At 43.0% G+C, this 15,405-nt stretch carries 12 protein-coding genes and 1 pseudogene; 4 read left to right on the top strand and 9 right to left on the bottom strand.

Features of this window, described 5'->3' with window-relative positions:
* Positions 1–185: 185 nt before the first annotated feature.
* Positions 186–1,238 carry an AI-2E family transporter gene (locus HUW48_RS03220; RefSeq protein WP_182414301.1) on the bottom strand — a complete coding sequence of 351 codons (1,053 nt, stop codon included), beginning with the start codon at positions 1,236–1,238 and terminating at the stop codon, positions 186–188.
* Between the two features lie 237 nt (positions 1,239–1,475).
* Here HUW48_RS03220 and HUW48_RS03215 point away from each other — a divergent pair, with 237 nt between their 5' ends.
* A complete protein-coding gene (locus HUW48_RS03215; protein WP_182414300.1) occupies positions 1,476–2,279 on the top strand; it encodes a potassium channel family protein in 804 nt (267 codons plus the stop codon).
* A gap of 281 nt (positions 2,280–2,560) precedes the next feature.
* Positions 2,561–3,490, top strand: a complete 930-nt coding sequence (locus HUW48_RS03210) for an HAD hydrolase family protein (RefSeq protein WP_182414299.1) — start codon at positions 2,561–2,563, stop codon at positions 3,488–3,490.
* Here HUW48_RS03210 and HUW48_RS03205 read toward each other — a convergent pair.
* The 5 genes and pseudogenes from HUW48_RS03205 to HUW48_RS03185 all read right to left on the bottom strand — a co-directional run bounded on the left by HUW48_RS03205 (position 3,485) and on the right by HUW48_RS03185 (position 9,333).
* Positions 3,485–4,276: a hypothetical protein gene (locus HUW48_RS03205; protein WP_182414298.1), complete on the bottom strand. Its 792-nt coding sequence runs from the start codon at positions 4,274–4,276 to the stop codon at positions 3,485–3,487. The two genes, HUW48_RS03210 and HUW48_RS03205, sit on opposite strands and share 6 nt — an antisense overlap.
* Before the next feature lie 297 nt (positions 4,277–4,573).
* Positions 4,574–5,447 (bottom strand): annotated as a pseudogene (locus HUW48_RS27670) (IS982 family transposase).
* Positions 5,448–5,699: 252 nt separating this feature from the next.
* On the bottom strand, positions 5,700–7,445 hold the full coding sequence (locus HUW48_RS03195) for a glycoside hydrolase family 28 protein (protein ID WP_182414297.1): 1,746 nt from the start codon (positions 7,443–7,445) through the stop codon (positions 5,700–5,702).
* A gap of 130 nt (positions 7,446–7,575) precedes the next feature.
* Positions 7,576–8,550, bottom strand: coding sequence for a pectinesterase family protein (locus HUW48_RS03190; RefSeq protein WP_182414296.1), 975 nt, complete (start codon positions 8,548–8,550; stop codon positions 7,576–7,578).
* A 24-nt stretch (positions 8,551–8,574) separates the two neighbouring features.
* Complete coding sequence (locus HUW48_RS03185; RefSeq protein WP_182414295.1) at positions 8,575–9,333, bottom strand: rhamnogalacturonan acetylesterase; 759 nt, start codon at positions 9,331–9,333, stop codon at positions 8,575–8,577.
* 286 nt (positions 9,334–9,619) lie between these two features.
* Here HUW48_RS03185 and HUW48_RS03180 point away from each other — a divergent pair, with 286 nt between their 5' ends.
* Complete coding sequence (locus tag HUW48_RS03180; RefSeq protein WP_182414294.1) at positions 9,620–10,669, top strand: LacI family DNA-binding transcriptional regulator; 1,050 nt, start codon at positions 9,620–9,622, stop codon at positions 10,667–10,669.
* A gap of 113 nt (positions 10,670–10,782) precedes the next feature.
* On the opposite strand, the gene fbp is transcribed toward HUW48_RS03180, so the two are convergent.
* On the bottom strand, positions 10,783–11,796 hold the full coding sequence (gene fbp, locus HUW48_RS03175) for a class 1 fructose-bisphosphatase (RefSeq protein ID WP_182414293.1): 1,014 nt from the start codon (positions 11,794–11,796) through the stop codon (positions 10,783–10,785).
* A gap of 131 nt (positions 11,797–11,927) precedes the next feature.
* Between fbp and HUW48_RS03170 the strand changes: the two genes are divergently transcribed.
* Positions 11,928–12,110 carry a hypothetical protein gene (locus HUW48_RS03170; RefSeq protein WP_182414292.1) on the top strand — a complete coding sequence of 61 codons (183 nt, stop codon included), beginning with the start codon at positions 11,928–11,930 and terminating at the stop codon, positions 12,108–12,110.
* A 188-nt stretch (positions 12,111–12,298) separates the two neighbouring features.
* On the opposite strand, the gene HUW48_RS03165 is transcribed toward HUW48_RS03170, so the two are convergent.
* Together HUW48_RS03165 and uxaC are read right to left on the bottom strand one after the other, a co-directional pair.
* Positions 12,299–13,651 carry an MFS transporter gene (locus HUW48_RS03165; protein WP_182414291.1) on the bottom strand — a complete coding sequence of 451 codons (1,353 nt, stop codon included), beginning with the start codon at positions 13,649–13,651 and terminating at the stop codon, positions 12,299–12,301.
* A gap of 305 nt (positions 13,652–13,956) precedes the next feature.
* Positions 13,957–15,402, bottom strand: coding sequence for a glucuronate isomerase (gene uxaC / locus HUW48_RS03160; RefSeq protein WP_182414290.1), 1,446 nt, complete (start codon positions 15,400–15,402; stop codon positions 13,957–13,959).
* Positions 15,403–15,405 lie beyond the last annotated feature (3 nt).

The raw sequence follows: 15,405 nt of genomic DNA, 5'->3' as shown, positions 1-15,405 counted from the left end.
CTTCTTAAATTAAAATATAAAAAGCCTAACGGGTAATCGGTTAGGCTTTTTTCTTGCTATTAAACTTTGAAAGAGACATCTTTATTCTACGGGGTAACAGGGAAGAGCGTTCTCAATCCAAGAATTATTTAGATAAAAACAATTATGGAATGGTGCCCCTACCCTGAGCAAGATCCTTTCCTATTTTATGCCTCTCCAGGGCCTGCTCGCTTTTCCAGATAATCTTTAATGTAGAGTTCTTTGATGAGTACCAGCAGCACCGCAATGATCGGAGAAGCCAATAATATACCGGTAATTCCTACCAGAATGCCTAATAATACTTGGCCGAATAAGAGCAAAGCGGGAGGCATCGATACCAGTTTTTTGTCCAGCATGGGCGTCAGCACGTATCCTTCTATCGTTTGAATGCACATATATAATAGAAATACATATAGGGCTTGATCCGAACCTTGTAAATAAGCTAAGGGCAAGGCCGGGATCAAAGCCAGATAAGGTCCTAGGTTGGGAATAAAATTCAGAAAAGCAGCGATAATGGCCAGCACAATCGGCAGGGGAATACCTAAAAGAGCCAGGCCAACCCCGGTAGCTACTCCTACTACCACCATGGAAATAAATCGGCTTAATAACCAATTACTTAACGTATCATAACATTGATCTAAGACCTGGCTCAAGCGATGGCGGTACCTAGGGGTAAATAGTTGCACAAACCCTTTTTTGTAGCTCCCCGGATTAGCCGCCAGGTAAATGCCCGTAATGAGGACGATAACGACATTCGCCAAAACACTCAAAGTAGAAGAGAAAATACCGGTTAACTGCCCGAGAATGTCTTTATGAGAGGACAGGAATTTACCTGGTTTCTGCGGCATTCCTGCCAGTAGTTGCTTGCCCCAACTGGTTTGGGAAAGGCTTTCTTTCAAGTTCTGAAAGGCTTGGGGTAAAGATTTCGATAATTCTTCTGCCTGCTCGCTCACTGTAGGCGCTAATAACCAAAAAGTACCACCTAGTATACCGACTAACAACACCAGCACTAATAGCAGAGAAATAGTATACCGGATCTTCGTTTTGTGGCTCAGAAAATAAGCTAAAGAGCTAACTAAAACACTGAAGAGAATACCTCCAAAAACCAACAAAAAGAAATTAGCCGTGTGCCAGATAAGCATAAATAAGGCAATAAGAAGCAGAGACACGAAGCTAAAAATGGCCGCTTTAGAGGCTGGAGAATTTCTGAAACTTTCCATTCTTTTAGAGATTAATCGTTGATTTTCAATGGTTTTATTTCTACGGGATCTCACCGCCACTAGTATAGGTAAGGAAACCGGCCCACGAGGCAACATCTTTTTAAGTCGAGCAGTACCCGAATTAAGGTATACCTTATCTTGGAAGCAGCAGTTTAAGAGAATTAGGAATAAATGCTACCGAACACATTGAGTTGTTCCTATGCACTTATTCGTGGTAAAATTAATTAAAGATTTATAATGAAGCATTTATCCCGTAAAGAACGATTAAATAAAGAACGCACCGAGTTGCTGCGCCACTTACAAGATTTGCTGGAGGGTCCTATGGTTGTACTGGGATTTCTCTGGCTGGTTTTACTCATCATGGACCTGGTGAAAGGCCTAACTCCCTTATTGGAGTTGCTGAGTAGTTTTATATGGGTTATTTTTATCCTGGATTTTGGCTTAAAATTACTATTAGCCCCTTCCAAGACGACCTTCCTCAAAACCAATTGGCTCACAGTTATTTCTTTGCTCATTCCGGCTCTGCGTATTTTACGGTTGGTCCGTGCTTTTCGGCTTTTAAGCAGTTTAAGAGCCATTCGGGGGCTACGACTCGTCAAGGTGATTGGTTCGCTGAACCGCGGGCTCAAAAGCTTAGGGACGAGCATGCGTCGGCGGGGGTTTGGGTATGTATTAGCTTCCACCCTGCTGGTAACTTTATTAGGCTCCGGAGGGATGTACGCTTTTGAAAAGGAAGTGGCATCGGGCTTTAAAGGTTATGGGGAAGCTTTGTGGTGGACCCTGATGCTTTTATCTTCCTTAGGTAGTGAATACTGGCCGCAAACACCCGAGGGGCGCATCTTATGTTTTCTGCTCGCCCTGTTTGGCTTGGCGGTATTCGGCTACTTTACGGCTACCTTGGCCACCTACTTTATAGGCCGGGACGCCGAAGATGAAGCCGCCGAAATAGCGGGAACAAAACAAATAGAGAATTTACAACAAGAAGTAGCCGCTTTACGAAGAGAGATTCAAATCTTAGTAGAGAAACAAACGGGTAAATAATTTAACCCCATCTACTCTTATCCGCCCCATTCGTAAGTGTTTAAAACCGCAAATCAGCGGTACCTGGTAATTTTCACCATTCTGAGACTTGATGAAATCCTTGTAAATAGGAATATGTTAAATGGCTTGGTACCATCTTCAAGAAATAGGGTCTTTTTAGGAGATTAAAACCGGGGCCTATATGTTTTCTCTGGGTCCAAACTATTTATGTGCTTATCGTATACTAAATGCCCTAAAACTGCGGGAAGGTAGCGAGGCAAAGGCAATTTCAGATTAAGCATATGGCGCTCACGGAAGAACAGAAAAAATTAATTCAGAATTTTATTAGCCAACCCACTTTCAGGCAACACGGCGGGCTCCTGACGGATTTAGATGGCACGATTGTCCTGCAACGAAACGGAAAATTTATTATCCCCCTAGAAGTACAAACCGGGTTAAACAAATTATACCAGCGTAATTGTCCCATTATCCTCAACACCATCCGCTTTCCCCTATCCATCATCAAAACTTTTGCGGCTGTATTGTATCCTCTTGCCCAAAAGCCGATTCCGGTCATTTCGTTAAACGGTAGTCAATGGGGCTATATCTCCTTAGGAGAAAACCAAGAATATCGTTTCACCGAGGCCGGAGCCCAACCCTTAAAACAGGCCGATATTCAGAGTTGTTTAGCCAATATCCAATTATTAGTGCAACAGCAGGTACCCGATATAGCTGTTTTTTACTACCCCCGGGATTGGACCAAAGGCGAAATTATCTGGACCTCAGTAGAAACCCAGGTAGGGGAGATAGCGCAATCCTATCCAAGCGCCTCCCATGTGTACAGTAGCAGCCTCGCTATTTTGGAAAACCATCTAAAAGCCGAAGATATTAGTATGATTTTTTTATTAGTAAAGAAAGATCATCTTGCCGGCACATTCCTCCAACGTAACTTCCAAGATTTTTACACATCCACTGGGGTAAACAAGCTCACCGGGGCGCATGCATTTGTCAACCAGTTGGGGCGTACCTTGAAGCAATTTATAGGGGCGGGCGACACCCCGATGGATGTATTTCTACAAGAAACCGGTGCAGTCATTAAGGTTGGAAACTTGCCTTTAGATTTCGAATGTTCAGGGCCTCTTTTGCCCATTGAAACAGTACCCGAGATGGGGGAAGTCTTTACCCAGATAGCGGAGGCTTGTACTGTTACAAACCCCAGCTACCAGTTATAAAATAGTACCCATTAAGGAGGGGTGCGTTTTTATTACGGCAATCGCTTGGTTCAGATTTTGAATAATTCTGTTTCTAAAGTCGCCCAAGGGCAAGCCAGGTACCCGGTTTAATAAATCCAGAACCAGCTCCATCACGGCTGACCGGCTAAGGCAGATATCCCGGCCAAACTCCCGGGGCATATCTTCGCTAAACCAATTATCAATTAAGCTGACATAATCGGCACTCATGGCGTATTCGAAATCAACATGATGACACTGGCAATCATGAGTGAATGGATTAGTAACAATCATGTTTTTAGGTTTGCGGTCGTTATCCCCATAACTTATTGTGATCTTAGTAGCGTCCCAGGCCGCCTGGTGTGCCAGCTCTTTCCGAAGACAGGCCGGTATTGTTTCGTCCGGCAAAATATCAGCTAGGCGCGTACCCGGTACCTCTTGCGTAGCCAGTACCATATGGGCAATATGTAATTCAGCATCCTGGTAAAAACTTAAGGCCTTTATTTCGGGCAGGTTCAGGCCCAGAATAGAGGCGTACAAATAACAATTATATTCTAGCTCCGCCTGGGCTTGCACCAGCGGATAGTGCTCATCTAGGAGAGAGTCCTGCTGATGAATATAATACATTTGCTTCGTTTCGTAATGAAAAATCTGGCGGCGCATGCGCTCAGGTTTTTGTCCGGTATCGCGATAAAGCGGTTTTAGTATTTCGTTATCCCGGTTAGTTCTAAATTCCTGCCAGGTAGTAGTGCTATTATGTGGTTCTGTAAAGGGTGAATTTAGGAGCATTAATTAGGTTATAGAGAAGGAACAAGAATGGCAACAGAAATAATCAAAATACGCTCAGAATAAAAAAATAAATTTTAGCTAACTAGGTTGGGGATGAAGATAACAAAAAAAAGCAATATTTTAATATTTTACTGATTCTAAGCAGGATTTAATTTCTTGATTCCGATAACTAGAATATCAGTATCCTAGAAGCAACCGTTCCCAATTACTGCTTACCTTTGTACTCTGACTCAGAGTTATACTTAGTTCTTTTCCGAACACTACTTAACATTACGTGAGTTCGATGTAATTAAGAGATTATAGAGTTAACGAGGTTTCTACATTAAGATTAAACTTAAGAATTGGCTTTTTAGGCAGGAAAGAATAAGCTACAAGGCCGGAAAGGAGATTAACCAGCCAGTTTTGTTTGCTTCGATGGCGCGTATGCTGGATCTGACAAGTATTTTTTAAGAAGTCATTGACCGATTCAATCAAAGCTCATTTGCGCAACCTCAACTGCTCCCAGAATGGAAGGGCCTGTGGTTTTATATTGCTTCTAAGCTTAGTAATGAGTTCTACCCTTTTTGTTTGAGTTTCTCTTGTAAGCTTTGACGGATATAGCCTTTGTCGCCAAAAAGCTTGCCCCACCTGCCACGGGTGAGTTGTTCTACTGGTTTTCTGTCATCGGTATTACCAGTTGTGAAACAGAAAGAGATGATTTCACCCTGATGATTGATGACCAGGTGCAGCTTAAAACCAAAGAACCACCTGGTGGAGGTCTTACCTCTTTGCGCAAAACCAGCAAAAACCTGGTGTTGAACAATACGCGGACTCTCATAAATCGGTAAAGCAGTAGAATCTATAAAAGCCATGCCTGTAGTTTGGGCTAATCGTCGCCTTTTCATAAACAAAGCTAAAGGCACCGTGCCGCCCTGCATCAACTCGACAAAGCGGTTATAAGAAACCAGGTGGGGAAGTAGTGCCGATATCTTTTCAGAACCTGCTGCTGCTAATAATCCTTAAAGGTGCGGTAGCGGGAGAAATGAAACAAAATAACAATCGTCATGACCTCACTCATACATAAACTACTTACCCGCTTACGCTTTCTTGTAGAAAGCAAAACTTTCTCCCACTCTTCTTGAAATTCTTTCCAGAAATCGTGTACTTGACAAAAAATCGCAATGATTTTCATGGCTTTGCTCGTTTAAGGTTGGCTTCCACCTCCTCTTACTTGCAAAGCCTTGTTTTTTGTTCCCCCTTACCTCGAACTCACGTTAATAACTAAGGAATTAATTGAATAATGATTACTTTGTCTAACCCCACCTATACGGCAACTCCTCTCCGCATAGAACAGTATGTGAATTTTCTCAACTACCTGGAACCAGAAATTGTCTTTTGATTCAAAATAACTGGAATTGGGATTGGTAAACTATCCAGAATCTTCTTACCTTAATACTAATGCTTTGCTGTTCAAATCTTTTCCTTTGGCTACCTGGGTGTTTGGGTTTTGAAAATCTTCTTTTTCCAGGTTTATATTCTGGGTTTTAGGGCCTAGTACTTGCACTACCGGTGCTTTTATATCCGAATAGGTTAAGCCTTTAATCTCTACATTCTTGCTGTTATAAATGGTAATGGCCGGACCTTGTTCTGTGATTATTTTTACATTTTTCAAGGTTATGCCATCGGCATCTACTGCAGAAATACCTTGTTTGGCTTTTAGGGTAGCGTTTTCCAGGCTTACGTTTTGCAAGTTCATTTCGGGGAGGCCTTGTAGTACCAATGCTTTATCGGCACCGGCTACGGTAATATTTTTCAGAACAATATTTCGAAAGGAGGGCGTTTCTTCGGTTACCGGCACTAATTTTTCGTCGCGGGCTTCGATACTGGCATTCTGGTCGGCTTCCAGTACGGGGGAGTTGCCGCCATAGAACAAATTAAAGCTTATGGCTTCAGTAGGTATGTTAATCATGTCAATGTTAGAAATCCAGATATTTTCCACTACCCCACCCCGACCACGGGTACTTTTAAACCGCAAACCAATATCAGTTCCCATAAACAAACAATTGGATACGTGCACGTTTTTTACCCCGCCCGACATTTCACTGCCTACTACAAAACCACCGTGACCGTGATAAACCACATTATTTTTTACAATTACATTCTCGGTAGGCATGCCGCGCTCGCGGCCGTCTTTGTCTTTACCAGATTTAAAACAGATGGCATCATCCCCCACGTCAAAAATGTTATCGTGTACTACCACATTTTTGCAGGATTCCAGGTCCAGGCCATCGCCGTTTTGAGAAAACCAGGGATTACGCACGTTCAGGTTACGGAGGGTGACATCTTCACACATGAGGGGGTGAAGGTTCCAGGCGGGTGAGTTCTGGAAAGTTGGGCCATCCAGCAACACCTTTTTGCAGCTAATCAGGCTTATCATTACTGGCCGCATAAAATCTTTTACTGCTTCGAACTGTTCTTTACGGGTAAAATTGGGCACGTTAAAGTTATCTTTGGTGTCGCTGTTTTTAGAATTTTCTGTTGGGTACCAAGTATTTCCTTCGTCGCTTAACACTCCTCCAGAACCTACCAATGTTTTCCATTGAGCAGCCGTTAATTTGCTCTTTTTTACCGGACGCCAGGCTTCGCCGGAACCATCAAAAGTACCTTTGCCAGTAATAGCTACGTTTTCCAGGTTACGGCCCGATATTGGTGACTGGCAGCGGTAAGTATTTAAACCTTCGAAACTGGTTTCTACCAAGGGGTAATCGTTAAAATCTTTACTGAAGATTACCATGGCGCCAGCTTCGGCGTGCAGGTTAATATTGCTGCTCAAAACAATAGGTCCAGTCAGCCACAAACCTCTCGGAATCACTACTTTGCCACCACCCTTGACGACGGCAGCAGCAATGGCTTTCTCAAAGGCATGGGTGTTTTTGGTAAGACCATCGCCTACTGCGCCAAAATCAGTAATACGGACGGTATTTTCCGGAATTTGTGGTTCTTTTACCCGGGGCATGGCAAATTCAACCCCTGCGTATAAATCAGCGGTGGTATTGGTTTGGCTTACTCCTGGTGTAATGGGAGTAGTGGCAGTCGAATGAATGGGTTGGGGCTGGCAGGCCGTTGAAAATAAAGCAATAAGGCCAATAAAAAAGCTTAACCGGTTAAAAAATTTATTATCAGAATCCATACGCGTGCTATTGAAAAGGTAAAATTTTAAATTTTTATTGTGCTCCGGGGGCTCTGTGTCCAGAAACTCTACTTAAAACTCATTCGTAATCGCAAAACCTCCGCAACTCTTTTCGGTTATCGCCTTTATACTACCGTGGTGGAGCCGTATATAGCGTACCTGGGGTCCAGTCGCCTAATACTTTTTCGCGGGTATATTCCTTGGCTTCTTCGTCGGTTAGCTGCTTAGACCATTTTACCCGGGTCTCGGGATTAGCTCCAGGACCGGTGTTTTGATATTCAGCGTAAAAAGCTAATTTTTCGGCTTTGGGTTTGTCCCAGTTGTGCCATCCTTCGGGGTTTATTTGCTTTCCTAATTGGCATTGAATAAATACTGTTTGAGCGTGTGGGCGCCAGGGCCGGCCCAAGTAAAAAGAATTTTCAATGGCACTGCCGGTAATGGTACAGTTTTTAAAAACGTAACCGAATTTGGCTCCTTCCATCGTAGCAGCCGCTGTTACAAAACCGGTCTGTTTACAGAAAATTTGGCAATCTTCGAAAAAGGCGGTAGACCAGCCAAAGATAAAATCAACGGTGCCTTCTATATAACAGTTTTTATAATACTGGCGACTGTTCTCGCCGTAAGTATAAAGCGTATCCTGGTTACCTAAGAACCGACAATTTTGAAAAAATACCCGGTCCCCATCAATCCTGACGGCCACCGCCTGCCCCACCGGACCGGCACTATTTGCAAAGGTGATATTTTCGGCGGTGAAATCATTCGCAAAAATATAGAAGCTGGCAGAACCGGTGGTGCCTAATTCCTCACCAAATTGGTTCTTTTTTTGAGCAGAATCATCAAACGTCAGAATGGTCTTTTTTACATCTTCTCCAATAAAGGTAACCAGCGTTTTGGAAGTAGGCAGCGTTAATTTTTCTCTGTAAGTACCGTTTTTAATAAAGATGGTCGTAATTTTTTTCCGGAAATCCGGCACCGCGTTGATAGCTTCCTGTACGGTTTTAAAATTACCACTGCCGTTTTGAGCAACCACAAAATCGTACTTTTGCTTGGCCACCGAAGTTATTGCCATTAGTAAATTTAGCCCCAGCAAGAGTAAATATTTCATGTCTCTTTTCTGATTATATCTTATTTACTTGGTTTCAGGTTTTACAAACCGGTTGGCTAATTCCAGGTTCAAATTCTTTATTTCGGCGTACACCAGTTGCGCCATTTTACGGGCACCTAATTCGCTGAAATGGGTATTATCGTCTTTACCGGCGGGATAATTGGGATGTTCCCCGGGTGCCAATTGTAAAAACAATAACTTGGAAGTCTCGGGCCCAAATTGTTGCAATAAAGCTTGGCTTTTCTGGTCCAAGTCAATTAAAGGTACTTTCTGGTCCTGGGCGACTTGGCGCACCAGTTGGGAATAAACCTCGTGGGTCGCTTCAATTTTTCCGCTTTCATCAAATTTACGGCGGGCAACCGGAGTGAGCAGAATTGGAATGGCTTTTTTGCGGCGGGTTTCAGTTACATACCGCTTAAGGTTATTCTGAAATTCTTCTTCGGTGGTATAGCTTTTTTTGGTCTTAACCTCATCGTTATGGCCAAACTGGATGAGCACATAATCACCTTCTTGCAGGTTATCCGCTACCGGTTGCCAGAGACCCTCGGCGATGAAAGTTTTGGTACTGCGACCGTTCTTTGCGCGGTTATCTACTTCTAACGAATTATCGAAAAAGTAAATAAAGGGCATGCCCCACCCGGTTTCCGGATAAGCTTTTGGTTCTTTAATCGCCATAGTTGAATCGCCAATTAAATAAACCTTTATCTTTTTTTGCTGCGGAAAGGTGAATGCCATTAAAAGCAACAGACTCAACCCCCACGATTTATTTTGTATGGCTTTCATCAATAACAGATTTACTTTTTTAAGGATTTTCCCATGGTTTTGATAAATATTTATAACTCACCGAGTACGAGTAGAAAAGTGCTTTTTTAACTGCCTTTATTCAATTTTACAGAACATCTGTTGATAATTTGAGGGAACAAAAATATTTATTTATGCAATCGATACCGGCATCGATTGCATTTTTAACCACCCGAAGCTTAGGCTGGCCAATAATCTGGAAAGGGATTTAAAGGCTTATTGGCAAAAATTGAGTATATTTAGTTAATAAATTTAAAAAATCGGCTGGATGTACAAACCTACCACCATTAAAGATATTGCCAAAGCATTAGGATTATCTACTTCTACAGTTTCGCGAGCCCTCCGCGACAGCTACGAAATTAGCGAAGACACCAAGCGCCTGGTAATGGATTATGCCGAAAAAATAAATTACAAACCCAACCCGATTGCCCTAAGCTTAAAAGAAAGAAGAAGTTACTCAATTGGGGTAATTGTATGCGAAGTGGCCAATAGTTTCTTCTCGCAGGCCATAAATGGCATTGAGTCTATAGCCTATAAAAAAGGATACCACGTCATTATTTCGCAAAGCCATGATTCTTACGAGAGAGAAGCCATTAATGTACAGCACCTGGCAAATCGCTCGGTAGATGGCTTATTGGTTTCCATGTCGGCCGAAACAACGGATATATCCCACCTACAGCGGCTACACGAACAAGGGCTGCCGATGGTATTTTTTGACCGAATTGTGGAAGAAATACAAACCCATAAAGTAATAGTTAATAATAAAAAAGGCGCGTTTGAAGCTACTGAATACCTTATTAAGGAAGGCCAAACTAAAATTGCTCACCTGGCCAATGCACCCCATCTTTCCATTACTCCCGAACGACTGGAAGGCTATAAAATGGCCCTGCAGGCCTATGGCCTACCATTTAATGAAGATTATGTGCAATACTGCCACCACGGCGGCTTGATTTACGAAGAAGTAGAAGATGCCGTAAAAAAAATTCTGCAGATGCCGGATAAACCAGACGCTATTTTTGTGGCCAGCGACCGGCTCAGCACTGGCTGCCTGACGGCTCTCAGAAAGTTTAACCCCGGCAATATCCATAACCTCAGCATTGCTGGCTTTTCAAATTCGGCGGTAATTAACCTTTTACAACCTTCTATCAGTTATGTGCATCAGCCGGCTTTTGAAATGGGCCAGATTGCCATTGAAATGCTTATTCAGTTAATAGAGAGCAATAAACCGGTAAAAGAATTTATTACCAGGGTATTGGATACTAAGTTTTTCCCGAATAAGGACTTAACTGAAATAAAGGTAGATACCATAGGAAGTTAGGTTGCCTTTTTGGCCATTTACTAATGGTCGATTTTATAAATTTCTAATTTTAAAAAACAACCTTTTAACAGACCTTTGACTTACTAACTGGTCTGAGTATAGTACTAATAATATTACGCCGGCACAGGCCAATCTTTTTCTTCTTGCATAATATGTAGCGCCGTTTCTACCATTTTGCGCGAGCCTATAATGAAAGGAGTGCGTTCGTGTAACTCTTGCGGTTTAATTTTTACTATTCGGTTTTTTCCATCGGAAGCAAAACCACCAGCCTGCTCCACAACAAAAGCTAAGGCATTGCATTCGTAAAGTAAACGTAATTTACCTTTTGGGGTCTTATCGGTAGCAGGATATAAATAAATTCCGCCTTTTAATAAGTTCCGGTGAAAGTCGCCCACCAAGGAACCAGTATAACGGGCGGTAAAACCTGCTTTGCGGCAATAATCTAAATACGCCCGTACGCCTTCGTTAAATTGCCAGTAATTCCCATCGTTACAGGAATAAATAGTACCTTCTTCAGGAATCCTAATTTCCTGGTGCGATAAAAAAAATTCGCCTAAAGATGGTTCGTAAGTAAAACCATTTACACCATTACCAGTGGTATACACCAGCATAGTAGAGGAACCATAAATTATGTATCCGGCTGCTACTTGTTCGGTGCCCGCCTGCAAACAATCCAGCAAATCACCATCCTTATCAAACGCCGATTTGCGCCGGTAAACCGAGAAAATAGTGCCAATGGAAACGTTTACATCTATATTGGAAGACCCATCCAGAGGGTCCATAGCGACCACGTATTTGCCATGGCAGTTTCCCGTTTGAATCATGTCGTCCTCTTCTTCCGAAATAATGGTGCAAACTTCGCCGCCGTTACGCAAGGCCCGGATAAAACGCACATTCGCCACTACGTCTAATTTCTGTTGTTCTTCTCCCTGCACATTCTGACTTCCGTAGGCTCCCCCAATGTTTATCAAGCCGGCATGGTTTACCTCCCGGTTTACAATTTTAGCCGCTAAGGCGATATCGCGTAATAATTGAGATAACTCGCCGGAGGCAAAAGGAAAATCTTCCTGTTTGCGCATAATAAATCGGTCGAGGGTAGTACCCACGGGTAAAGCTAAGGCATCCATAATATATTATTTATTTTAGATCTTTAACAGAATGAAATATTAAAGTCGTGCTATTGGCTGTTTATCTTTTGAGCTTTTTCAAGTCTCCAGGCTACAGTGCTATCTTACTTGTACCGTAACCAGTTTGCCTTGTGGCCGGCGGTCCTCGGTTGGCTCTTTCGGGCTGGTCTAAGCTTCTTTTCCACCTTCGTCGGAATGCCTCGTTACTCGGCACCGGAACCTTAGAAGGCTCTCCACAGCCAAACTGGTGTATGCTTCTCTTAATTGCTGCCTATCAGCCTAATCTAATAGTATTTTACCCAATACGTCTCTAGCAACGCATTTCTACATTCCTCCGAAACAGCACGAAAATTAAATCTACAGGAAAATCAATTACAATTTGTTACTTACTTTCTCTTATACTCAGATGTTTTTTATTAATTCTGTGCTTCCTGAGTATCTCTGTAGTATTTGGTTTTCCCAAAAGGCTTACCGAAGTTATTTAATGATTAAATTTAAATCCTTACACTTCTATTTGCTTTAATCGGGGTGCTAACAAGTGCATAATTAACCATGCCACTAGATACGCTCCGCCACAAATCAGGAACATGATAAAATAGGCGGTTTCGAGTTGATTAATGCTTTCGTAATACACAAACATGCGTTTCTGAACCAGTGCAGATAACAGAATTCCGCCCAGACCACCGGCCATACCACCCATACCCGTAATAGAAGCCACTGCTTTTTTAGGAAACATATCGGATGCCGTGGTAAATATATTCGCACTCCAGGCTTGGTGGGCAGCGGCGGCAATACCAATTATAGAAACCGCCAGCCACATATTAATTTGCCCGAGTTGCTGCGCGAAAACAATTGGTAAAACCAGAAAGGCGTAAATCAGCATGGATGTTTTGCGGGCCTTAAAAACCGGCCAGCCATTTCGGATAAAATTTAACAGAAGCCAGCCTCCGCCAACAGAACCCACACTGGAAATAGTATACACCAAGGCTACCGGCCACATAATTTCCAAACCCTTAATGCCATATTGTTTATCAAGAAAATCGGGCAACCAGAACAAGTAAAACCACCAAACCGGATCCGTTAAAAATTTACCCAATACAAAAGCCCAAGTTTGCCGGAACTTTAGTAGCTGAAACCAAGAAACTTTCGGCTCATTCTGAACGGCATTTGCGGCTAAATCCTCTACGTCGCTGTGAATGTAATCAAACTCCGCTTTGGTTAAGCGGGCGTGCCGGGCGGGAACCTCATAAAACATGAACCAGAAAATCAACCAGATAAACCCAATTGCACCAGTAATGATAAAAGCCCACTTCCAACCTAATGTTTCGGCAATTAACGGTACCGTTAGCGGCGCTACAATGGCGCCCACGTTAGAACCCGAATTAAATATACCCGTTGCCAAAGCGCGTTCTTTTTTCGGAAACCACTCGGCTGTAGCCTTAATTGCCGCCGGAAAGTTACCAGCCTCAGTAATGCCTAAAAAAGCTCTTGCCACGCCAAAACCAAAGGTACTGTTCACAAAAGCGTGCCCAACCGCCGCTACACTCCACAGAAAAGTAGATAATGCATAACCTATTTTAGTACCGAGTCTGTCAATCAACCGGCCTACGCCCAACATACCCAAAGCATAAGCAAACTTAAAAGCAATTTCTATATCGGCGTAGTCGCCGGAAGTCCAGTTAAACTCAATGGTCAGGTAAGGCTTCAGCAAAGAAATAACAGCCCGGTCCAGGTAGTTGATAGTGGTGGCAAAAAATACCAGCGAACAAATGGTCCAACGATAACTGCCAATTTTACTTTGAGCCGAGTTTAAGGGCTGTCTGGAGGTAGAAGGAGTTGATTCTACTGGTTGCATAATTTTACCATACTAAGAAGTTATAAAAAATTTAAGAGCCTTGGGAGTGAGTTTTTATCAAACTCTAAATTGAAATTACACCCCATTCTCACAACACAAACATCGGCATTACACTAGACACAGATGGCTAATTTAACTTCCCTCCACCAGCCCCATAAACAGCTTAATAAATAATAACTTCTGGTTAGCTAAAAAAAACCTTATCTAGAAATTTTAGGCAGGAATAACTTTGTTTAATCATCCTACTTTTGCCATCCGAAATTTTTAAGAAGCAGATCATAAGCAAAAAACTTTGGTCATTCCAGTTAAAAGTTGAAATAACTTTTAGCATTGTGGTAGCAAATGTCCTGAATAACCTTACCTGTCCAGTCCAGGTCGTTGGGCAGTTCTCCATTTTCAATGTCTTCGCCAAACAGGTTACATAAAATCCGGCGGAAATACTCGTGGCGCGGAAATGATAAAAAGCTGCGGGAGTCGGTGAGCATGCCTACAAAACGGCTGAGTAATCCCATATTCGAAAGAGCATTCATTTGTTTTACCATGCCGTCTTTCTGGTCTAAAAACCACCAACCCGAGCCAAACTGAATTTTACCCGGCACAGAACCATCGTTATAGTTTCCGACCATCGTAGCCATTAATTCATTGTCGGCGGGGTTTAAGTTGTACAAAATAGTTTTAGCTAAGCGATCTTCGCTATCTAACCGGGCCAGGAACTTAGATAAGGCCCGAGCCTGCCGGAAATCACCTATAGAATCCCAACCAGTATCGGGGCCGAGCTGGCGCAACATCCGGGGATTATTATTGCGCAAAGCGCCCAAATGGTATTGCTGTACCCAGCCTTTTTCGTGGTCCCAGAGCGCAAACTCGAACAGCATCGCCGACTTAAACTGCCTTACTTCTGCTAGCGCAAGTGGCTTTTGAATACGGATTTTAGAGAAGATTTCTTTAATTTCTGCTTCGGTATAATCGTCGGCGTACATTTCTTCCAGTCCATGGTCCGAAACCGAGCAGCCGTTAGCCGCAAAATAATCGTGGCGTTGCTTTAAAGCCGTTAAGTAATCGTTGTAGCTCGTAATAGTGGTATTAGTTACGGCTTCCAATTTCTGGATAAAGGCATTCACGGCGGCCGGTTCGTCGGCGTTCATGGCTTTATCAGGACGAAAAGCCGGTAATACTTTTATTTCGAAACCATCCTGTTTTATTTTCTGATGATGTTCTAACGAATCGAGCGGATCGTCGGTGGTGCAAACCGTTTCCACGTTCATGCGGCGCAGCAGGTTGCGCACGGAATATTCCGGAGTTTGCAGTTTGGCGTTACAGGCCTCAAACACCTCGCGGGCATTAGCCCCGGATAAAATTTCGTGGATATCGAAATACCGCTGTAGTTCCAGGTGAGACCAATGGTAAAGCGGGTTACGCAGCGTATAAGGTACGGTAGCCGCCCATTTTTCAAATTTTTCGTAATCGCTTTTATCTCCGGTGCAGTATGCTTCGTTCACCCCGTTGGTGCGCATGGCCCGCCACTTGTAATGGTCGCCGTAAAGCCATACTTGTGTGATGTTTTCGAATTGCTTATCCTGCGCAATTTCCACGGGCGGTAGGTGGTTGTGATAATCAATGATGGGCATGCTTTTGGCAAACTCATGATATAATTGCTGCGCTGTTTTAGATTGCAACAAAAAATTATCGTCCAGAAAAGCTTTGTGGCTACTGGTCTTCTTCTGTAGCGAAGGACTTAATACATCACTCATCTT

The sequence above is a fragment of the Adhaeribacter radiodurans genome, from assembly GCF_014075995.1.
Classification (GTDB): domain Bacteria; phylum Bacteroidota; class Bacteroidia; order Cytophagales; family Hymenobacteraceae; genus Adhaeribacter; species Adhaeribacter radiodurans.
The sequence above is the reverse complement of the archived record's forward strand: the minus strand, read 5'-3'. Positions and strand labels throughout refer to the sequence as shown.

Coding starts and splice junctions, on each gene's coding strand:
- HUW48_RS03220 (WP_182414301.1), bottom strand. CDS start 1,238: ATGGAAAGTTTCAGAAATTCTCCAGCCTCTAAAGCGGCCATTTTTAGC.
- HUW48_RS03215 (WP_182414300.1), top strand. CDS start 1,476: ATGAAGCATTTATCCCGTAAAGAACGATTAAATAAAGAACGCACCGAG.
- HUW48_RS03210 (WP_182414299.1), top strand. CDS start 2,561: ATGGCGCTCACGGAAGAACAGAAAAAATTAATTCAGAATTTTATTAGC.
- HUW48_RS03205 (WP_182414298.1), bottom strand. CDS start 4,276: ATGCTCCTAAATTCACCCTTTACAGAACCACATAATAGCACTACTACC.
- HUW48_RS03195 (WP_182414297.1), bottom strand. CDS start 7,445: ATGGATTCTGATAATAAATTTTTTAACCGGTTAAGCTTTTTTATTGGC.
- HUW48_RS03190 (WP_182414296.1), bottom strand. CDS start 8,550: ATGAAATATTTACTCTTGCTGGGGCTAAATTTACTAATGGCAATAACT.
- HUW48_RS03185 (WP_182414295.1), bottom strand. CDS start 9,333: ATGAAAGCCATACAAAATAAATCGTGGGGGTTGAGTCTGTTGCTTTTA.
- HUW48_RS03180 (WP_182414294.1), top strand. CDS start 9,620: ATGTACAAACCTACCACCATTAAAGATATTGCCAAAGCATTAGGATTA.
- fbp (WP_182414293.1), bottom strand. CDS start 11,796: ATGGATGCCTTAGCTTTACCCGTGGGTACTACCCTCGACCGATTTATT.
- HUW48_RS03165 (WP_182414291.1), bottom strand. CDS start 13,651: ATGCAACCAGTAGAATCAACTCCTTCTACCTCCAGACAGCCCTTAAAC.
- uxaC (WP_182414290.1), bottom strand. CDS start 15,402: ATGAGTGATGTATTAAGTCCTTCGCTACAGAAGAAGACCAGTAGCCAC.